Raw genomic sequence first — 21327 nt, forward strand, 5'->3', positions numbered from 1 at the left:
TCAAGTCTCATTTAAAATCAAAATTACAAAAAAGAACCCAATTCGTAAATGAATTGGATTCTCAAATTAGTCCTCATCAACACCGGTTGACAAAGAGCCGATTATTTTAACCTCTTATTCGGTTCTAACGGCAACGTCACGGTCATGGTCGTCCCAACACCGCGTTGACTGGTAACTTGGATGTCGCCGTGCATCGCATTAACTAGTTCGCGGACGATTGCTAACCCCAGCCCGGTTCCACTAACCAACTGTTGTGAACGGGACGGGCTGGCGCGGTAAAAGCGTTCAAAGATACGTTGCTGATCATCCGCACTGATTCCGATGCCAGTGTCCGCAACAATCAACGCCCACTTAGCGTCCGTTTTAGCCGTCCGAATCGCGACCTGACCACCCTTACGGTTATACTTAATCGCGTTCGTCAACAAGTTCTTAATGATCTGACTAAGTTTTGCCTGATCAACAGCCACCGTAAAATCAGCCGCGACTTCGTCTTGAACGGTAACTGCTTGCCGGGTAATCGCCTGTTGCAACAGGGATACTTCCTGCTCGATCAGCGGTTGAATTGCAATCGTGGTCACATCTAGCTGGGTCGTATTTTGGGCCCGGATCCGTGACAATGATAAGACGTCTTGAATCAGTGCAATCAGCCGTTGACTCTCATCCGCAATGATGTGTAAAAACTGATCCAGCGTTTCCGGATCATCCTTTGCGCCGCTCAATAAGGTTTCGGTAAAGCCGGCAATCGCCGTAATTGGTGTTTTCAGCTCATGACTGGCGTTACTAACGAAGTCATCCTGCATCTGTTCGATCATGTACACCTCAGTAATATCGTACAACATCAAAACGATTTGAAAATGCGCGCGGCTACTCTGAATATAGACGGTCGTTGCTTCGACCACCTGGGTATCCGGCGCCGGCGTCAGGGTGACGGTCGCCCGTTGATTATGGCGAGTCGTAATCGTATCCTCAATTAACTTGGTCAGCGCATACAACTGAATATCGTTAGTATAAATATGGGCAACCGAGTTAATCGATTCCTGCAAAAGTTCGCTCATCGCTGGATTGGATAGTTGGACTTTGCGGTGATGATCAATCACCATCACGCCCACCGGTAGGTACCGCATGATCATCATGAGTTCCTTTTCCTGTAATTCCGCGCGGCGGGTTTGACTACGTTGGAAGCTCTCCAACTGATTGACCGCTTGTGACAAACTGTAAAGCGGGTCGGATTGCGGTAGCAAAATGTGCGGTGGAAACTGCTGGCTACTCATTTGCCGTAATTTAGCTTCCATGCGGTCAATCGTTTTTTGCCGTTCCCTTTGTTGAAACCAGACTAAGGTCGTCTCAACGGCCGCCATGATTGCCACGACCAGTAGCAGTCCCAAAACGACGCCGTGCGACCACCGAATTGGTGAAAAATGCTCCACAACGACTAGAATGACCAGCGTCAGGAGCACATTTTCCAATACTAAGAGTCGCGCTGACTGTTGCCAGCGATTACGCATTCTCATCACCCACAAATTCGTAACCGAAGCCCCGAACCGTTCTGATTAGCCGCGGTTTTTTAGGGTCAAGTTCGATTTTTTCTCGTAAATGTGAAATATGAATATCCACGATCCGCGTTTCACTCGCGTAATCGTAACCCCAAACGTGATTCAAAATTGCATCACGGCTTAGCACCCGTCCTTCGCGTTCAACGAAGTACACCAGTAATTCAAACTCTTTCGGCGTCAGACTGATATTTTCACCGTTACGCGTGACCCGGTATTTATTTTGATCAATTTGTAAGTTACCGACCGTCATAATGGCCCGGTTAGCGGGGGCAGCAGCGGACGCTGGTGCCGGCTCGGTTGGCACCGTTCGCCGGATGACCGCCTTGATGCGCGCCAGCACTTCCCGTGGTGAAAACGGCTTGGTAATGTAATCGTCAGCCCCCAGTTCCAAACCGAAGACCTTATCAAACTCGTCACTTTTGGCGGTCACAATGATAATCGGGGTCCGCACTTTTTCCTGCCGTAGCCGTTTCGTGACTTCCATCCCGTCTAGCTTGGGTAACATTAAATCCAATAAGATACACGTAAATGACTGTTCTAACCCCAACGACAACGCGGCGGCCCCATCCGTCGCGGTCACTACCTCGTACCCCGCCTGCTTTAAGTTATACGATAACAGGGTCACAATTGCCGGTTCATCATCTACCACTAAAATCTTATCCATGGTCAAACCTCCTGATCATTGAATAACACAATCCCTAACTCGTGTGGCGCACCGTTATAGATGGCCGTTTCGGTAATAATTAATTCATTTTGACGATTACGTACTTTTAGATGCACGTACGTCGGACTCTCAAGCAACGCCGCGTAAAACTCGGTTTCATTATGCACCGGCTGGCGGTTACATTCGACAATCACGTCACCTAGCTGAAGATTCAGCTTATCTGCAGGAGTATTCGGGCGTAACCCGATCACGCGCACCCCCTGATCCGTATCCGAAAATCGAAATTGCAAGTGCCGGTCGTAATAGTGGTGTGCAGCCAGGACGCCCCAGATCAACACAACCATCACCGCCATTAAAATCAGCAACCACTGGGGGCTAACCGCCGCCAATTTGGCAACAATTGCCGCCACCACGGTAACCACCGCGACCTGGACGTAGCGTTTTGATAACCGGCGCCACGCGTTGACCGGTAGCTGCTTATAAACTTGTAAACTAGCGCCGACCAACAGTGGTAGTAGTAACACGGTGAACGAACGCTGGCCGACAGAAAAAACCGGCCACCAGCTGAAGGTCGATTGGATCCAGTCACCCGGAATCAATACCGCTACCGGTACGACTAGTAGTTGTTGCCAACGATAACGGACGATGCGCTTTCCCCGTTGATCCGGTCGTAATTGCGGTGAATTACCGAGGTGGTCGTAGCGGCGTAAAATGACGGCTGTAACGGCCAATCCGAGGGCCAACAAAACCAACCCGTTAATCAGCAGCCCACTATTCATGGTTGTCGTTGCAACGCCAGCGCGCTGCAGGGCTCCACCAACCATCGTCATTCGGGGGCTATAAATCCAGTACACCAACCAGCTTAAGCCAAAGACCGTCACTGGTAGTAAGCCGAACGGCACGATAATCAGACTAACGGCTGCTAATAGCTCATAAATAACGACCCAGCCCGGGGAAACAACCAATCCAAGTGCTAAACTGATTAGACTCGTTACGATACCGAGCAAGACGCCACCAGTGATAAAATGGCGTACTTCAACCAACCGCGCATCAATCGCACTCCGAAAGTGCCGCCGTTCGTAGTTGACTCGTTGGCGGGCGGTCAGATAACTGCGCAGTAGTCCTAACCAGATCAGCGGTTGTAATAAGAACAACTCAAAAACTTTCAATACCTGCATGCGCGTGACTCCTAACGTTAAACTCTGAAGTTAGTATAGCATTTTTGCCAAGGCAGACCAATAACGTTTGACCTTGGCCAGCCTTGATATCAAGCATTTAATACCAACATATTATTTACATAATTACTAAACCGATTTTGACGCGGTAACCGCTAAAAGGCAGTTTCAAGAAGCGGTGTTTCTTGAAACTGCCTTTTCATCGCCCGTTGTTACTGGGGATTGCGTTGTGCGAGTTTCCACTGAAGGTACGCGTCAATAAACGGATCTAAGTCGCCGTCCATGACACCCTGGCCATCGTGGCTCTCATAGTTGGTTCGGTGATCCTTGACCATCGTGTACGGGTGGAAGACGTAGGAACGAATTTGTGAACCCCAGCCGATATCCAGCTGTTCGCCTTGAATGGCGGCCCGTTCCTTCGCCTTCTTTTCTTCTTCGCGCTCGTATAATTTGGCCCGCAACATGTTCAGCGCCGTCTGCCGGTTTTGCAGCTGTGACCGTTGGGCCTGACTTGCAACCACGATACCGGTCGGAAGGTGGGTAATTCGGACCGCAGACGACGTTTTGTTAACGTGCTGACCCCCAGCACCACTGGCCCGGTAGACGTCAACTTTTAAATCATCCGACCGAATCTCAATATCAACGTTTTCATCCAGCTCGGGCATCACGTCAACACTGGCAAACGACGTGTGGCGGCGGCCGGCCGCGTCAAACGGCGAAATTCGAACTAACCGGTGCACACCCTTTTCAGACCGTAAGTAGCCGTACGCGTTGTGGCCACTAATTAACAGGGTCACACTCTTAATTCCGGCCTCTTCGCCCGCTTGATAATCAACGGTTTCGACCTTAAAGTCGTGACTCGCCGCCCACCGGGTATACATCCGTAGCAGCATCGCACCCCAGTCCTGCGATTCGGTCCCACCGGCACCGGGATGAATTTCTAAAATTGCATTGTTGCGGTCATACGGTCCGTCCAGTAACAGATTCAACTGGTACTGTTTTAAGTCCGCCTGGGCTTTAGCTAAATCCTGTTCAAATTCAGCCTGCATGTCCGCATCGGGCTCTTCGTTTAAAAGCTCGTAGGCCACCGCCACGTTGTCAACTTCATCGGCTAACTGTTGGTAAGCGTCAAACTTTCCCTTTAACTCGTTATTATCGTCGATCACTTTTTGCGCCTGTGCCTGGTCGTCCCAAAAACCGGGTTCGGCCATGCGGGCTTCGTTTTCTTGGATGGCTTCGTTCAGCGCATCTAAGTCAAAGCGACCCCCTAAAGTCGGCGACGGCGCTTTGCATTTCTTCAATGATGTGTTTGGTTTCACTCAGTTCCACAAAGACCCCTTCTTTCAACTTATTAATAATTTATTTTATTGGCAAAACGAGCCTGGGACCGCAGTCTCAGACTCGTTTTACGACTAACGCTAACGGGCACAACCTGGCCACCATTAACGTTGAATATTTTGCCGAATTTCAGATTTCATGAATAAACGGGTGGTATCGTAATCGATATCCGCCACCATTTCTTCAAACATCTGGTAACCGTCGCGTTGGTATTCAACTAGCGGATTCAACTGACCATAACCCCGCAGGCCAATTGATTGCCGCAGTTGATCCATTGCATCAATGTGGTCCGTCCAGTGCGAGTCAACCACTCGTAACACGACCACCTTTTCAAATTCGAGCATTTGGCTTTCGTCATATAACTGCTTTGCTTTGTCCGCATAAACTTCGTCGACCCGCTTCATCAGGTAAGCTTCAACTTCTTCGGGGGACTTACCCTTTAAGTCGGCTTCACTGATCGAGTCTTCCTTGACCATTGCGGCCTGGGCAAAGTCCACAATCGCCGCGTAGTCGTAGTTTTTAGCGTCCTGCATGTGCAATTGAACCGTCCGTTCGACCGTCCGCTTGATCATCGGCATGATCACCGGCTTCAAGGATTTTTCTTCCATGATGACTTGTTGGCGTTCACCGTAAATCACTTCACGTTGGGCCCGCATCACGTCATCGTATTGCAGGACGTTTTTCCGTGAGTCGTAGTTGTTCCCTTCGACCCGTTTTTGAGCGGATTCAACTTGGCGCGTGATCATCCGTGACTGGATCACCACGTCGTCTTCTTCGCCGTTCATCCGCTTCAAGAAGTTCTTGATGCGTTCCGAACCGAACCGCAACATCAAATCGTCTTCCAGTGACAGGTAGAATTGTGACATCCCAGGGTCACCTTGACGACCGGCCCGGCCCCGTAATTGGTTATCGATCCGCCGCGATTCGTGACGTTCAGTCCCAATAACGGCGAGCCCGCCGATTTCCTTGACACCCGGTCCAAGCTTGATATCGGTCCCACGACCCGCCATGTTGGTGGCGATGGTTACGGCACCGCGTTGGCCGGCGTTGGCAACGATATCGGCTTCCTTGGCGTGGTTCTTGGCGTTCAAGACCACGTGCGGAATGCCGGCTTCGTCTAACCGTTTCGACAAGTATTCTGACGTTTCAACGGCAACCGTCCCAATTAACATTGGCTGGCCCTTTTTATGGAGCTCCTGAATTTCTTTCACAACGGCGTTAAACTTGCTGCGCAACGTTGGGTACAGTAAGTCCGGCCGGTCGTCACGAATCATCGGCCGGTTGGTCGGAATCGTGATAACTTCCATGTTGTAAATTTCACGGAATTCTTCTTGTTCCGTCTTGGCCGTCCCAGTCATCCCGGAAAGTTTTTTGTACATCCGGAATAAGTTTTGGTAAGTAATGTTGGCCATTGTTTTAGTTTCTTCTTGAATCTCAACGTGTTCCTTCGCTTCGATAGCTTGGTGCAACCCATCGGAGAAGCGCCGGCCATCCATAATCCGTCCGGTAAAGGAATCAACGATCATTGCCTGACCGTCCTGAATCACGTAATCCTTATCCTTCAGCATGATGTAGTTGGCCCGCAAGGCTTCGTCTAAGTAGTGGTTTAACGCGGTGTTATCCGTATCGTAAAGGTTCTTCAAGCCAAAGTACTTTTCAGCCTTCCGAATCCCTTCGTCTAACAGCGCAACGGTTTTCGATTCAAGGTCGACCTTGTAATCTTCTTCCTTGGTCAGGGTTTTGGCAAAACGGTCCGCCCGTTTATACATCCCGGTCGTCCCTTCAGACTGACCAGAAATAATCAACGGCGTCCGCGCCTCGTCGATCAAGATCGAGTCCACTTCGTCAATAATGGCAAAGTTCAGTGGGCGTTGTACCATGTCTTCGCGGTAAACCACCATGTTATCCCGCAGGTAGTCGAACCCGATTTCCCCGTTGGTTGAGTAAGTAATATCCGCATTGTAAGCCGCCCGCTTTTCTTCCGGCGACTTGTCGGCGCCGTTGATGCCAACGCTCATTCCTAACCAGCTGTAAAGTTCGCCCATTTCGGTCGCGTCACGTGCTGATAAGTATTCGTTAACGGTAACCACGTGAACCCCTTTACCAGAAATCGCGTTTAAGTAAACTGGCATGGTGGCCGTTAAGGTCTTCCCTTCACCAGTCTTCATTTCCGCGATATCCCCTTGATGCAGCACAATGCCCCCAAGGATTTGAACGTGGAACGGGTAAAGTCCCAGCACCCGCTTAGCCGCTTCACGCGCAGTCGCAAATGCTTCTGGTAATAAGTCGTCTAACGTTTCGCCTTCCTTATATCGTTCCCGGAATTCGGGTGTTTTGGCTTGTAAGTCAGCATCGCTTAATTTGGCGTATTCATCCGCATAAGCTTCAACTTTATTGGCAGTCTTATCCAGACGCCGAACAACCCGCTTGTCGCTTTCGACCCAGCGTTTTAAAATGTTGGCCATTTCCGTATCCTCTCCAAATAATAATCATTTAAGTGTTTTAATTAGTCTTTTTTCAAAATAAAATACCATTTGTCATTTTACCATTATTTAGAGGGATTGGAAACAACCCAATCGTGATGTAACCGGTATCGGTTGGTTTATTTAGTGCTAAGTCGTGGTGATACTTTGAATCACCTCAACTACCCCGCTAAAACCGGTCCTCGACAAACGGGGGCCGGGTACCAAAAAGGAACCGGTCCGTTCAGACCAGTTCCTTCACTTAATAATCTAAAGTTTATTGATCGCTGTCGGTTTCAATTAAACCGTAACGGCCATCGTTACGCCGATAGACGATGTTGATCGCATCCGTTTCCGCGTCTTCGTAGATAAAGAAGTCGTGGCCAAGCATATCCATTTGGAGGATGGCTTCTTCGTTATCCATTGGCTTTAACGCCACCCGCTTCGTACGTACAACGTCTAACTTATCGTCCTGATCATTGTCTGCAGCGGCAACGGTTTCGTCGGTTGCCGCAAAATCAATCGCTTTGTAGCCCTTTTCACGGGACTTGCGGTTGACCTTGGTTTTATACTTGCGAATTTGGCGTTCCAGCTTATCGGTTACCAAATCAACGCTAGCATACATATCAGGAGAAGTTTCTTCTGCCCGGAGAACTAAATATGGAAGTGGAATCGTTACTTCGACCTTAGCAGTCTTATCTGGGTGGATTTTTAAGTTAACGTGGGCAATTGAGTTAACATCGGTATCAAAGTACTTTTGTAACTTACCCACCCGTTTTTGGACATAGTCCCGAATAGCTTGGGTCACTTCGATATTTTCACCGCGAATATTAAAATTTAGCATAGATCTTCTCTCCCTTCACACACATTGCTGTGTCCAAAGCGATTGAAGGACCACTCTTCAACCGCTTTGCTTACTTTTATTATAATAGAAAGCGCTATAATAAACAATCCAAATGGCAGTTTTCATTCTAATTAACGAGCCAGCGTTAGCCCCGTAACGGACTTAGCACCGTTTTCTAAAAGTAAGCTAGCGGCGTGGCGAATCGTCCGCCCGGTTGTGTAAATATCATCCACTAACAGAACGTGTTGCTGGTAAATCCGTGGCGCCGGCCTGGTCAGTGCAAACGGCTGGGTCAGTAATAGTCGTTGTGCGCGCGTTTTTTTCGACTGGGGTACCGCCTTAGTTCGTGCCACCGTTTGGAGCCCACAGAGTGGATTGGTGCCATCCGCCAACCAACCGCTGACCTGATTAAAACCGCGGGTCGTTAGCGTGGCTGGCGTGACCGGAATTACCACGACGCAGTCGGCTGCCTGCTGGGCCACCGCCGTTTGCATGCTTTCGGCGAACACCCGACGTAGGCGATAGTCGCCCGCGAACTTATACTGTTGAAAATAGGCTTGCATGGCGTCGTTATAAGCAAATAAACTGACGCTATGAAACCGCCGTTCCGGCGGCCAACGCTGGCAATCCCGGCAGAGTTCCGGGCTGGGTTGTGCCCGACCACAACCCGCACAGGCCGTTCTGCGGTCAATTGGGGTAAACTTTTGCCAACACGCCTCACAGGTGATTGGCCGGCTGAACGCCCGCCAACTCAACAACCAGTCTAAAGATGGTTTAATGCGGATGGGGCGCTGACACAGTAGGCACTTCACGTTGAATTCGCCGTCCTTTCCGATTCAGCTGTTCAATTTGACGCTTGGCGCGTTTGATGGTGCGCGCATAGTTTGCCGCAATCAGCCACACTAAGCCGTCTGGACGTTCGCGACTGCGGCCGACCCGGCCGGCAATTTGAACCAGTGCCGCCGTTGAAAACGTTGCGTCGTCGGCACCCAACACAATCACGTCAATTCCGGGTAGGGTCACCCCGCGCTCTAAAATCGTGGTCGTTACCAGGTACTGGACCCGTTGATCACGCATTTGCTGCACTTTATCCAAGCGTTGCGGGTCGGCGGCGTGCACGTTCAGCCCTTTCATCTGCGGAAACGCCCGCGCAAGCAAGTCATGAACCGGCGCAAGTTGCGCGACCCGCGGCACAAAAATCAAAAAGCGTTGGCCGGTACGCTCGTATTCCGCTAAGCGCCTACGCAAACGACTGGGTAGCCGGCCCTTTTTTAGTAGGTGCGCCCAAGCTGGCATCAAGCTGACGGTCATTGTCGGCAGTAAGTGCTGATGAAACCGTAACGGTAAGTAGCTAATTGTGAGCTGGTGGCGGCGAACCCCCCGTAACAATTCCCGACTCGGAGTTGCGGTTAGGTAGAGCAACGCCCCGTTCGCTTTTTTGGCGTGTTCCACGGCGTAATATAATCGCGGGTTGGCTGCAAACGGGAATGCATCAACCTCGTCAATAATTAAGACGTCAAACGCCTGCCGAAAGCGTAACAGTTGGTGGGTCGTGCAAATCGTTAACTGGCAATACTGGTACGGCTCGGGGTCGCGACCATGCAGCACCGCAATCGGTGCACCGCGAAAGGCCGCCTTCAACCGCGGCGCTAATTCCAAGCAAACGTCAACCCGCGGTGATGCGATGGCAACGCGCAATCCCTGTGCCAACGCCCAAGCTAGTCCCGGAAACAGCATTTCCGTCTTTCCGGCCCCGGTGACCGCCCACAGGAGGTGTCGCTGGCGGTTTTCAAAGGCTTGCTGAATCCGCTGGGCACAGGCAGACTGTAACGGGGTCAATTGCCCCGTCCAACAACAATGTAAAAGTTGGGTAAATTCATTTGGTTCCGGAATATGGTAAAGTGAAACTAGTGTACTAACGCGTCCCAGTGTTAAGCAGGCATAACAGTAATACTGATCATTGGGTAACTGGGCATCTCGCCGCGGTAACCGCGCCCCACATCGTTGACAATTGATCCAGTCACCACTAATTTTCAGTGCGGGTAGTTGCTGCACCCCCACGGGACAATCACCGGCTTGGGCTGGTGTCAAACAAAGCTGGCGGCCATATAACTGCGTTTTGTCCATTGGTCTTCCCTCCCAGCTATTAATTTCGAAATTAATTTTTCAATCCACGTGAAAGGATCCGATTATTTTGACTAAACCCTACTACACGATTCCTAAAGATACGGTTAGCGAACAGACCATTAAGAAGTCGCGCTTCATCGCCCACCTTTTTCGTATCCACGGCGAAGCCGATGCGCAACAGAAAATTGCCAGCGTTCGCGCCGAGCACCCTAAAGCGACCCACCACTGTTTTGCGTACGTACTCGGCGATGACGATCACGTCCAGCGCATGAGTGACGACGGTGAACCTAGCGGGACCGCTGGTTCACCAATTTTGGAAGTGCTCAAAACTAACGAAGTTCACGACGTCTTAGCGGTGGTCACCCGCTACTTTGGTGGCATCAAACTGGGCGCTGGCGGTTTAATCCGTGCATACAGTAGCACCCCGGCACTCGCCATTGAGGAGAGCGGTAAAGTTAAACGGGTGACGCAGACCCGCCTAGCCGTCACCCTGGATTACCGCAACGTTGACGCCCTAACTTACTATTTAAACCAGCAGGAGCTCGTCACCCTTACCACCGATTATGGCGTCAAAGTTACCATGACAATTGCCGTTGATACGGCTACTCTGGGCGCAACCCAAACCGCGGTCACTAACTTACTGAGTGGCCAAGTCACGTTTGAAGATCAGGGCGAACAATTTAGTGAAGTACCGGTCAAATAATGCAAAAAGGCGCTGCCCGCGGAAAATTCCGTGAGCAGCGCCTTTTCTAATTGCTAAACTTTATTTTAATTCTGAAATGGCACCAGATTGGCCACGATCAACTTTCATTGAAGTCAGCGGAATGTAACCTAATTTCTTAACGAGACTCCCTTGAACAGATTTAGACGTCATGTAAGTCAAGAAGTCCTTAACGGCACCCTTTGGTTGACCCTTCGTATACATATGTTCGTATGCCCAGATCTTCCATTTATTCGTTGCCACGTTTTCTTCAGTTGGCTTAACGTTGTCGATTGAAAGGGCTTGAAGGTTATCCTTAACGTAGGAGAAAGCCAAGTAGCTAATTGCGCCCGGCGTCGTCCCGACGATCTTTTGAACCGTCCCGTTAGAATCTTGTTCTTGACTAGTTGCAACCTTAGCGTCGCCTAAGCCCCACTTTTCAAAGGTTGCACGGGTCCCACTACCTTGGGCCCGGTTGATGACCGTAATTTTTTCGTCCTTACCACCAACTTCTTTCCAGTTGGTAATCTTGCCTTGGAAGATTTTAACTAATTGGTCCTTAGAAACGTTCTTAACGCCGGTATCCTTGTTAACCACCGGTGCCATCCCAACGACAGCGACCTTATGATCAACTAAGCTCTTGGCATCGACCCCATCTTTTTCTTCAGCAAAGACGTCGGAGTTACCGATGTTAACAGAGCCCTTGGCTACCTGACTTAACCCAGCACCAGAACCGCCACCTTGCACGTTAATCGTTACGTTGGCATGTTCGTTTTGATAAGCGGTTCCCGCTTGTTCAACAAGTGGTTGTAGCGCGGTCGAACCAGTTGCGACGACCTTCGTTGCCTTCGCGCTGTCACTGCTACTACTGCTAGTGCTTTGCGTACTGGTGCCAGAGTTATTGCCACAACCCGCTAATAAAATGGTCACCGTTACGGCCAGTGCCCCAAGTGTCACTGCTTTTCTCATATTCGAAACTCCCCTTTTTCTTAAATAACTTCAAAATTAGGCAACCAATGTCGTCAAAATAAAATGCAGTTCTGGGTAGGAAGTGCTTTGCGGGATGCGAGCATCATCACCGTTTATTCAGACCAAGTCACTGGTTGCCGTTGGAACAATTCTAATATTACCGATTGCTTGTAAATTAAGAATGACGATTATGTAAATCCCTTGTATATTTTAAGTAAAGCCCATTTGATTTAACCAAAGCGATGCGACGAACGAAAATAGACCCGCTAACCTGAGAAGGTCAGCGGGTCTGTAACAATTTCTATAACTATTAGCGACTGGTCTTGGAGGTAAAGCGGGCAACCGTCCGCTTGATCCAGTCGAGGAGTGGCTGGCGGTGGTCACCAGCCAACCCGATTGCTTCCACAAACAACTCTAAGCCGAATAGTAACGCAATCGTCAACAAAATCGAGCCCCAAATCGAGGAGATCGGGTAAAGTAATGAAATAAACGAGAAAATCAACGCGATGCCATAAATGACCATCACGGTTTGGCGATGGGTCAATCCTAACTGCATCAACCGGTGGTGCAAGTGGTGCTTATCTGCTTGCGAAATCGGCTTTCTATTCAATATCCGCCGAATCATTGCGTACAGGGTATCCGTAATCGGGACGCCTAAAATCATCACCGGAATGATCACGGAAATCACGGTAACGTTTTTTAAGCCGAACAGTGAGAAAACCGCGGTCATAAAGCCGATAAACAACGACCCGGTATCCCCTAAGTAAATCCGCGCCGGAAAGAAGTTGTACGGTAAAAAGCCCAGCATGGCTGCGACTAACGTAAAAATCAATAACGACACGAAGGTATTCGCGTTTAAGAAAAACAACCCGATAATCCCCATCGTACTCATGGCGATAATCGAAACCCCGGTTGCTAAACCGTCTAAACCGTCAATCAAATTGACCGCGTTCGTAATCGCCAAAATCCAAAGTAACGTGATCGGCAAGCTCAGCCATTGAAAGTGAACTAACCCAACGAAGGGGACCGTGAAGGTTGTCATCCGAATGCCGCCGATAAAGTAAACTTCCAAAGCGGCTAACGTAATCCCCAATATTTTTTGCCGTGGCTTTAATTCATAAATATCGTCAATAATCCCGGTGCACAGGATAATCAGCTCACCACCTAGTAGCGCAAAGAACAGCCTGGTCGGAAACTGATGCATTAAGTAGAGCACCGTTGTTCCCAGTGTGTAAGCTAGAAAAATGGCAAGTCCGCCCATCGTCGGCATTGGGACTTTATTGACCCGCCGACGGTTAGGTTTATCGACCGCACCAATTTTAAATGCAAGTTTCCGCACAAACGGGGTTAAGACCGCGGAAATCATCATTGTCGCCATAAGACAAACCAAGATTTCAAATCTAATCATTTGTGCGCAACTCCCTTCCCATCTCTATTACAATAATTATACAAAGGTCACCCTGAGTTGACAACACGCTTCAAAGAAACTTATTAAAGGGCACACATTTCGTTCACAATTAACCCCATCCCAAAAGCATAAAAGTGGCAGCTGATCACATCACGTGCGACCAACTGCCACTCAGCTAAACTACTCTTTTAAATGATAATTATAAGTTGAGACAATAATATTTTCACGCGAGTTTAAAACCGCCCGTAAGCGCAAACTCGTTTGGTTATGCAAAATATTTTGCCATGGTTTCTTCGGTACGAATTGCGGGACCAAAACGGTCGTCGAGAAGTTTCGTTCCGCCGCCCGTTTAGCGATGACGTCGCAGAACCGTAAAGTTGGCGTGGCAATCGAACGGTACGAGGAATGGATATCCACGAAGCGGACGTCCGGGAAGGTCGACTTAAATTCAGCCGCCGTCTTATGTTCCTTTTCCGGATTTTCATCAAACGACACGTGCATCGCAATGACGTAATCGCCAATTGAACGGGCGTAGTTAACGGCTGCTGCCGTCACCCGCGTCACGTTAGACACGAGGACAATCACGGTTGCCCCGTCGTAATCATGCAGTTCCGCCTTTTCCTTGGCAACCACCCTTAGTTGGGCCGCCACCCGCACATAGTGGACGTGCACTCGGTAGAACATGTAAAGCAGTAACGGCATGACCACGAGGTACGGCCAGACGTTGCCAAAATGTAACCAGAACAAGAAAACAACTAACCCTAACGAAATCAAAGCCCCTAGTAAGTTAACCAGTGCTTTCATCCACCACCACTGGCCGCGTTCCCGTAGCCAGTGAATAATCATGCCGGACTGCGATAAGGTAAACGGCACAAAGACCCCGACCGCGTAGAGCGGAATTAACAACGTTGTTTGCCCGTGGAAGATCACAATCAACGCAATCGCACCAACGGCAAGCGAGATAATCCCGTTGGAGTAACCCAACCGGTCGCCGCGGTCCATGTAAGCGTGCGGTAAAAACTTATCCTTGGCCAGGTTATAGGCTAAAATTGGGAACGCCGAAAACCCGGTGTTGGCAGCCACCGCTAAAATTAATGCGGTCGATAATTGCAGTAAATAGTAAAACAGGCCGTGGCCGAAGACGGCCGTCCCAATTTGGGACAAAACGGTATTATCCGCTTGGGGCTTAATTCCCAAGTAGTAACTCAGAAACGTAATTCCGCCGAAGAATACGGCCAACACTAACGACATGATGGCTAAGGTATTGGCCGCGTTTTTCCGCTTAGGCCGACGGAAATTAGGGACCGCGTTACTAATCGCCTCAACCCCGGTCAGTGACGATGACCCGGATGAAAATGCCCGGAAGAATAGCACGAGCGTCATCCCCTGAACCGGCGCGCCAACCGCGGTTGCCGCGTGGTAAGTTAACTGACCACTCGCAATGTTCATCACACCCCACATAATCATCCCAATGATCATGATGATGAAGAAGTATACGGGGAACGTCAAAAACGACGCTGATTCGCGCATCCCGCGTAAATTAAGTGCCATAATCGCAATCACGATGACGATTGCAATTAATACCTGATAATTAACCAGCGCCGGTACGGCAGAAGTAATCGCTTCGGTCCCAGACGTCACCGAAACCGCCACGGTCAGCATGTAATCAACTAATAGTGAGCCCCCGGCAACCAATCCAGCCGGCCGACCCCAGTTAGTACTAGCGACCACGTAGGCGCCACCACCGGATGGATAAGCTTTAATAATTTGCCGATACGACATGGTAATGGCGAACAACAGGACCAAGACTAACGCGGCCACGTAAAGTTGATACATCAACGCGGCAGCGGATAGTGTAATTAAGACGGTCGTAATCTGTTCAGTACCATAAGCCACTGACGATAGCGCATCCGAAGATAGCAGTGCTAGCGCCTTGAACTTGGTGAGCGCTTGGCCACCTTCATCCATGGTTTTTAACGGTTTCCCGATCAACAACCGCTTTAAATAACGCCACATGATAATAACTCCTTTATTTCCAAAATAATTATTTCAAGATAGCTAAGTCAAGATAGATTTTACTACTTTAATTTCGTAAATACTACACGTTATCGCGCCCCAACGGTAAATTCATACCGTTTTGCACTAACGATTGATTCTACCGCTCAACGCCCGTAAAGGCAACACTTTAATGGTAACACGTTACTGAAATTCTGACGTGCTTTGTCCCCCATAATCAGAATTCAGTGGATTAAAAAACGCCCTCCAAAACGGAGGACGTTTTTAAACTTAAAACGGTGACTTACATCATGCCGCCCATACCTGGGTTTGGCGCAGCCGGTGCAGCTGGTTCTTTAGGTTCTGGTTTTTCAGCAACAACTGCTTCAGTCGTTAATAAGAGGGCTGAAACTGACGCTGCGTTTTGTAAAGCGGAACGGGTAACCTTGGTTGGATCCACGATTCCGGCTTCAATCATATCGACCCATTCGTCGGTTGCGGCGTTAAACCCAACCCCCGGCTTTTGAGCCTTTAACTTTTCAACGATAACTGAGCCTTCCAAACCGGCGTTTTCAGCGATTTGGCGAATTGGTTCTTCTAAGGCGCGCTTAACGATGTTGATCCCGGTCTGAACGTCACCAGTTTCCTTCAAGGCGTCAACGTCCTTGATAACGTTAACCAAGGCAGTCCCACCACCGGGAACGAAGCCTTCTTCAACGGCCGCACGGGTCGCGTTCAAAGCGTCTTCGATCCGGTACTTACGTTCCTTCAATTCAGTTTCAGTAGCGGCACCGACCCGAACAACGGCAACCCCGCCAGCTAACTTAGCTAAACGTTCTTGCAACTTTTCCTTGTCAAAGTCAGAAGTCGTTTCACTGATTTGGTTACGGATAAATTCAACCCGTTCGGAGATGGCGTCCTTATCGCCGGCACCTTCAACGATGGTCGTGTTATCCTTGGTAACCGTAACCTTGTTGGCTTGGCCTAATTGATCGATCGTCGTGTCTTTCAATTCAAGACCCAAGTCATCAGTGATAACCGTCCCACCAGTTAAGATGGCGATATCTTGTAATTGTTCCTTACGACGGTCACCGAAACCAGGGGCCTTAACCGCAACGACGTTGAAGGTCCCGCGCATCTTGTTCAAGACCAAGGTTGGTAAGGCTTCACCAGAAATGTCGTCGGCAATGATCAACAACGGCTTGCCTTGTTCAACGATCGATTGTAACAATGGTAAGATATCTTGGATGTTTGAGATCTTCTTGTCCGTAATTAAAATGTACGGGTTGTCGAGGTCGGCTTCCATCTTGTCGTTATCGGTAACCATGTATTGTGACAGGTAACCACGATCGAACTGCATCCCTTCAACAACGTCCAAGCTAGTGTCAACACCACGTGATTCTTCAATCGTAATCACACCGTCGTGGCCAACTTTTTCCATGGCTTCGGCGATCAACTTACCAGTTTCTTGACTTGCAGAAGAAATTGAAGCGATTTGAGCGATGTCATCTTGGGACTTAACCGTGTGTGACATCCCGTGTAAGGAGTCAACGGCCGTCTTAGTGGCTTCTTCGATCCCGCGACGAATCCCAACTGGATTGGCGCCGGCCGTTACGTTCTTCATCCCTTCGTTAACGATGGCTTGGGTCAGAACCGTGGCAGTCGTGGTCCCGTCACCAGCAATGTCATTCGTCTTGGAAGCCACTTCGGATACTAACTTAGCCCCCATGTTTTCGAAGTGGTCATCTAAGTCGATGGCCTTGGCAATCGTCACCCCATCGTTCGTGATGGTTGGTGAACCGTATGATTGTTCCAACACAACGTTGCGTCCCTTTGGCCCTAACGTTGATTTAACCGTATCAGCTAATTTATCAACACCTTTGAGCATTGATGAACGTGCATCTTCTGAGAATTTCAATTCTTTAGCCATTATCTATTTTCACCTCATAAATGATTTTTTGTTATCAAAACGCGTCTAAATGGATTAGTCTTCGACAGCGACGATGTCCTTTTCGTGTAAAACAAGGTACTTAGTTCCTTCGTACTTCACTTCAGTACCGGCGTACTTGTCGAACAATACCTGATCGCCGACTTTCACGCTTGGGGTAACCTTCGTCCCGTTATCTAAAACACGGCCGTCATTAACGGCAACAACTTTACCGCTTTGTGGCTTTTCCTTAGCGTTATTCGCAATAACGATACCACCAACCGTTTGTTCTTCTTCCTCTTGTTGTTGCAAGATGACGCGATCTCCTAATGGTTTTAACACGTGAATCCCTCCATTTAATCTTTTTAGCACTCTTAATGTTCAAGTGCTAATCACAATGACAACTATATCATTTTGATGAAAGAATGCAAGTGATTTGTCAATTATTAGTCAAAGAATGTCAAATCGATTATAATAACAGACACGGAACAAAAACTATCAACAAGGACGTGAGTCAATGGCTAATCGCCGCCAATCGTTAACAATTTTGATCCTCTACTTTATTATTTACGCACTTCCAAGCGTTTTACTCGTGCTCTGGAAAAATTTAGGTGCCCAAATTTTTCTGATTCAGACCATCGACTACCTCGTTGGAGCTGTATTACTATTATGGGTCATGCACCGCTTAAACCGGCCAAATTCATTGGAACAGCACCCTAGCAGTTGGCCCACAACCGTTTTATGGGGCCTCATCGGGCTAATTTTAGTGGTGGCCGGCCAGTACCTGATTTTGATGATCACCCAGTCACTCGGTCAATCAACGGCATCGGCGAATACCACCACGTTACTAACCGTTGGCCAACAGTACCCGTTCTTCTTTCTGGCCGTTTTAGTTGGCGGACCACTCATGGAAGAAATTGTCTTTCGAAAAGTACTGTTCGGTAACTTGGCTTCGATGACCGGTCCCTTAGGTGCCGCCCTGGTTTCCAGTGCCTTATTTAGCTTCGCCCACGCCGACGGCCACTTCATCCTGTACGCGTTCATCGGGCTGCTATTTTGCTGGCTTTACCGCAAAACCGGCCGGATTCAAACGACAATGATCGCCCACGTTTTAATGAACGGTATCGTCATTTTACCAACGTTGATGAGCTGGCACTTTTAACTGATTTACCGCAGCACCAAAACAGGGTGTGCGACCCAAGCCAACTTGGTTCGTACACCCTGTTTTTTTACGTTACTTAGTCTTCGTTATCATCGTGATCCCCTAATTGTTCACCGTAGTGTTCAATAAAGTAGATCAACGTTTGCAATTCATTCGTCAAATCGACGTTTTGCACTCGAACCGTGTCCGGTACGGAAATCCGTAACGGCGTAAAATTCATGATTCCCTTAACGTTTGCGTCAACGAGTTCATCAGTAATGTGTTGAACCGCCGTCGTCGGCACAGTCAAGATTGCAATTTCAATTTGTTGCTCGATCAGTTGTTTCTTCAGTTCGGTCATTGGATAAACTGGAACCCCACTCTGAACGGTGTTCGCGATGGCTTCATTCACGTCAAAAGCCGCTGAGATCCGCACGTTACTGTTCTTATGGAAGTTAAAATTCAATAAGGCGTGACCTAAGTTCCCAACTCCGATCAGCGCGACGTTGGTCAGCGTATCCTGATTTAAAATTTTCTTGAAAAAGGCCAATAACTTTTCGACGTCGTACCCGTAACCACGCTTACCCAAAGCGCCAAAGTACGAGAAGTCCCGCCGAATCGTAGCCGAATCAACCTTAACCGCCTCGGACAACTCAGTTGATGAAACCCGTTTTTTATCAGCATCCAGCAAAATGTTTAAGTACCGGTAATAAATCGGTAAACGTTTCGCCGTTGCCCGGGGAATTTTTGTTTCTGCCATTGGACGATCCCTCCTATCATTAAGTTTGTGAATTTGCTGACACTATTCTAGCATAACAATACACTTTGTGAAATAATAATTACTTATTATTCCCTATTACTATGGCGAACCGTTACAATATGCTACAATTGTGTGACGAATTAAATGTGAAAGGAGCTTAAAAAAGCGTGATTTTACTACAAGTACAGCAAGTCATGCGGCGTTTTGGCGCCGATGTCTTGTTCGATAACGTACAAATGGACATTCAGGAACACGCCCGGGTCGCGCTCGTCGGCCGCAACGGTGCCGGTAAGTCGACCTTACTGAAAATGATTGCCGGTGAGACCGTTCCCGATGAGGGTCAAATTTCCATGCGCAAGGGGCTCACGATCGGCTACCTCGCCCAAGACCAAGGGCTCGATAGCAGCAACACGATTTGGGAAGAAATGAGTAGTGTCTTTGCCGAAGTGCACGCCCTTGAAGCGCAGATGCACCGCTTAGAAACTAAATTAAGTGATCCAACCGTGATTGCTGATGACCAAGCTTACCAACAAACCTTAAAAACTTACGATCAGGTTCAAACTGAATTCCAACAAAAAAATGGTTACGGTTACCAAGCCGAAATCCGGGGTGTTCTCCACGGCTTTCAGTTTGACGCCGACGTTTACGACAAGTCGGTCACCGAACTTTCCGGCGGCCAAAAAACGCAACTTGCACTGGCTAAACTATTGTTAGAAAAGCGCGATTTACTAATTTTAGACGAACCGACCAACCACTTGGACGTTGAAACCTTAACATGGCTAGAAAGTTACTTACAATCTTACACGGGCGCCCTACTAATTGTTTCCCATGACCGCTACTTCCTTGACCGGGTCGTTAACGAAGTCTACGACCTGTCACACCACGAAATGGTGCACTATACCGGTAACTACGACCAGTTCGTGCAGGAAAAGGCCGCCCGGATTCAGGCCCAGTGGAAGCACTATGAAAAGCAGCAGGCCGAAATCAGCAAGCTGGAAGACTTTGTTAACAAGAACATCGTCCGGGCCTCAACGACGAAACGCGCCCAGGCGCGCCGTAAGCAACTCGCTAAGATGGATCGGTTGGAACGGCCGGATAATGACGAAAAAACCGCCCACTTCGGCTTTCACGCTGCTAAGCAAAGCGGCAACATTGTCTTAACGGTTAAGGACGCTGCCGTTGGCTATAGTGGCCACGTGCTTTCCGAACCCGATAACCTAAACGTGAAAAAACACGAGGCCATCGCCATCGTTGGTCCAAACGGAATTGGTAAATCAACGTTACTCAAAAGTATTTTAGGAAAGATTCCGTTCATTAAAGGCCAGGCAACTTTTGGCACCAACGTCACAACTGGTTACTACGATCAAGAACAACGTAACCTTAACGACAAAAAGACCGTCCTGAGTGAGTTGTGGGACGAGCACCCGACCACACCGGAAAAGGATATCCGAACCATTCTCGGAAGTTTCCTATTTACTGGTGAAGACGTAGACAAACCGATTCACGCCCTTTCTGGTGGTGAGCGGGCCCGTTTACTGCTAACCAAGCTCGCCATGCAGAATAATAACTTTTTGATTTTAGACGAACCGACCAACCATTTGGACATCGATAGTCGTGAAGTCTTAGAAGTCGCACTAAACGACTTTAACGGGACCTTACTATTTGTCTCCCACGACCGTTACTTCATTAACCAGGTCGCAACCAGTGTCGTTGAGGTCTCACCGACCGGCACCGAACTCTTCCTCGGCGATTACGACTACTACGTTGAGAAGAAGCAGGAGCAAGCCGAATTGGCCGAAGCCGCAGCTAGTGAAGCTGCTGAAAGCGCCGCGGCGGCTAACCCCACGGCTACTAGTACCGCGGCTGAAGGGGTTCCCCGTTCAAAAGGCCAGCAAAACTATCAAGCTAGCAAGCAACAGCAACGTGAAAAGCGTAAACTGGAGCGTTCGGTTGCCGCGCTAGAAGAAAAAATGAGTCAGTTAGAAGAACAAGCCACGGCCATTCAAGAACAAATGGCACAGCCCGAAAACTTCGCTGATTCTGGTAAATTACAGGATCTCCAAAAGGAACTGGACGCCGTCACCGCCGAACAGGAACGGGCCGAAACGGACTGGACCGAACAGGCTGAAACACTCGAAAGTTTCGGTGAATAAACTATAAAAAATGGCTCTTTGTCAACCGGTGTTGATGAGGACTAATTTGAGAATCCAATTCATTTACGAATTGGGTTCTTTTTTGTAATTTTGATTTTAAATGAGACTTGA

Annotated in this window: 17 protein-coding genes; 3 read left to right on the top strand and 14 right to left on the bottom strand. The window is 48.8% G+C overall.

Features of this window, described 5'->3' with window-relative positions:
• Positions 1-101: 101 nt before the first annotated feature.
• The 8 genes from pnpS to FFM82_RS12295 form a co-directional block, all read right to left on the bottom strand.
• Positions 102-1505: a two-component system histidine kinase PnpS gene (gene pnpS, locus FFM82_RS12260; protein WP_137646098.1), complete on the bottom strand. Its 1404-nt coding sequence runs from the start codon at positions 1503-1505 to the stop codon at positions 102-104.
• Entirely contained in the window at positions 1498-2217 is a 720-nt protein-coding gene (locus FFM82_RS12265; protein WP_170178300.1) for a response regulator transcription factor, read from the bottom strand. Before FFM82_RS12265 ends, pnpS begins: the two co-directional genes overlap by 8 nt.
• A gap of 2 nt (positions 2218-2219) precedes the next feature.
• Positions 2220-3395, bottom strand: a complete 1176-nt coding sequence (locus FFM82_RS12270; protein ID WP_137646100.1) for a PDZ domain-containing protein — start codon at positions 3393-3395, stop codon at positions 2220-2222.
• A gap of 209 nt (positions 3396-3604) precedes the next feature.
• Positions 3605-4721, bottom strand: a protein-coding gene (gene prfB / locus FFM82_RS12275; protein ID WP_137646101.1) for a peptide chain release factor 2 whose coding sequence is annotated in 2 segments (ribosomal slippage) — positions 3605-4648 and positions 4650-4721 — 1116 coding nt in all. Because the reading frame shifts where the segments join, the coding sequence is not laid out codon by codon here.
• A gap of 113 nt (positions 4722-4834) precedes the next feature.
• Positions 4835-7195, bottom strand: coding sequence for a preprotein translocase subunit SecA (secA, locus tag FFM82_RS12280; protein WP_137646102.1), 2361 nt, complete (start codon positions 7193-7195; stop codon positions 4835-4837).
• Between the two features lie 274 nt (positions 7196-7469).
• Positions 7470-8036 carry a ribosome hibernation-promoting factor, HPF/YfiA family gene (gene hpf / locus FFM82_RS12285; RefSeq protein ID WP_137646103.1) on the bottom strand — a complete coding sequence of 189 codons (567 nt, stop codon included), beginning with the start codon at positions 8034-8036 and terminating at the stop codon, positions 7470-7472.
• Positions 8037-8167: 131 nt separating this feature from the next.
• Positions 8168-8848 carry a ComFC family protein gene (locus FFM82_RS12290; RefSeq protein ID WP_170178301.1) on the bottom strand — a complete coding sequence of 227 codons (681 nt, stop codon included), beginning with the start codon at positions 8846-8848 and terminating at the stop codon, positions 8168-8170.
• Positions 8811-10163 carry an ATP-dependent helicase ComFA gene (locus FFM82_RS12295; RefSeq protein ID WP_137646104.1) on the bottom strand — a complete coding sequence of 451 codons (1353 nt, stop codon included), beginning with the start codon at positions 10161-10163 and terminating at the stop codon, positions 8811-8813. The genes FFM82_RS12290 and FFM82_RS12295 overlap by 38 nt, the downstream gene beginning before the upstream one ends.
• A gap of 67 nt (positions 10164-10230) precedes the next feature.
• On the opposite strand from FFM82_RS12295, the gene FFM82_RS12300 reads away from it, so the two are divergent.
• Positions 10231-10866, top strand: a complete 636-nt coding sequence (locus FFM82_RS12300) for a YigZ family protein (protein WP_137646105.1) — start codon at positions 10231-10233, stop codon at positions 10864-10866.
• 60 nt (positions 10867-10926) lie between these two features.
• Here the strand turns inward: FFM82_RS12300 and FFM82_RS12305 are convergent, their stop codons facing one another.
• The 5 genes from FFM82_RS12305 to groES all read right to left on the bottom strand — a co-directional run bounded on the left by FFM82_RS12305 (position 10927) and on the right by groES (position 17504).
• Positions 10927-11832 carry a phosphate ABC transporter substrate-binding protein gene (locus tag FFM82_RS12305; RefSeq protein ID WP_137646106.1) on the bottom strand — a complete coding sequence of 302 codons (906 nt, stop codon included), beginning with the start codon at positions 11830-11832 and terminating at the stop codon, positions 10927-10929.
• 310 nt (positions 11833-12142) lie between these two features.
• A complete protein-coding gene (locus FFM82_RS12310) occupies positions 12143-13240 on the bottom strand; it encodes a glycosyltransferase family 4 protein (protein WP_137646107.1) in 1098 nt (365 codons plus the stop codon).
• A 180-nt stretch (positions 13241-13420) separates the two neighbouring features.
• The gene (gene kimA / locus FFM82_RS12315) at positions 13421-15256 is read right to left on the bottom strand and encodes a potassium transporter KimA (RefSeq protein WP_137646108.1); all 1836 of its coding nucleotides are present in this window, start codon (positions 15254-15256) and stop codon (positions 13421-13423) included.
• A 283-nt stretch (positions 15257-15539) separates the two neighbouring features.
• Positions 15540-17165 carry a chaperonin GroEL gene (gene groL / locus FFM82_RS12320; protein ID WP_137646109.1) on the bottom strand — a complete coding sequence of 542 codons (1626 nt, stop codon included), beginning with the start codon at positions 17163-17165 and terminating at the stop codon, positions 15540-15542.
• Between the two features lie 54 nt (positions 17166-17219).
• Positions 17220-17504: a co-chaperone GroES gene (groES, locus tag FFM82_RS12325; protein WP_137646110.1), complete on the bottom strand. Its 285-nt coding sequence runs from the start codon at positions 17502-17504 to the stop codon at positions 17220-17222.
• 175 nt (positions 17505-17679) lie between these two features.
• Here groES and FFM82_RS12330 point away from each other — a divergent pair, with 175 nt between their 5' ends.
• On the top strand, positions 17680-18324 hold the full coding sequence (locus FFM82_RS12330; protein ID WP_137646111.1) for a CPBP family intramembrane glutamic endopeptidase: 645 nt from the start codon (positions 17680-17682) through the stop codon (positions 18322-18324).
• A gap of 76 nt (positions 18325-18400) precedes the next feature.
• On the opposite strand, the gene FFM82_RS12335 is transcribed toward FFM82_RS12330, so the two are convergent.
• Positions 18401-19063: a redox-sensing transcriptional repressor Rex gene (locus FFM82_RS12335; RefSeq protein ID WP_137646112.1), complete on the bottom strand. Its 663-nt coding sequence runs from the start codon at positions 19061-19063 to the stop codon at positions 18401-18403.
• A 167-nt stretch (positions 19064-19230) separates the two neighbouring features.
• Here FFM82_RS12335 and FFM82_RS12340 point away from each other — a divergent pair, with 167 nt between their 5' ends.
• Positions 19231-21216: an ABC-F family ATP-binding cassette domain-containing protein gene (locus tag FFM82_RS12340; protein ID WP_137646113.1), complete on the top strand. Its 1986-nt coding sequence runs from the start codon at positions 19231-19233 to the stop codon at positions 21214-21216.
• Positions 21217-21327 lie beyond the last annotated feature (111 nt).

Origin of the sequence: Lactiplantibacillus plajomi, from assembly GCF_005405405.1 — a bacterium.
Lineage (GTDB): Bacteria > Bacillota > Bacilli > Lactobacillales > Lactobacillaceae > Lactiplantibacillus > Lactiplantibacillus plajomi.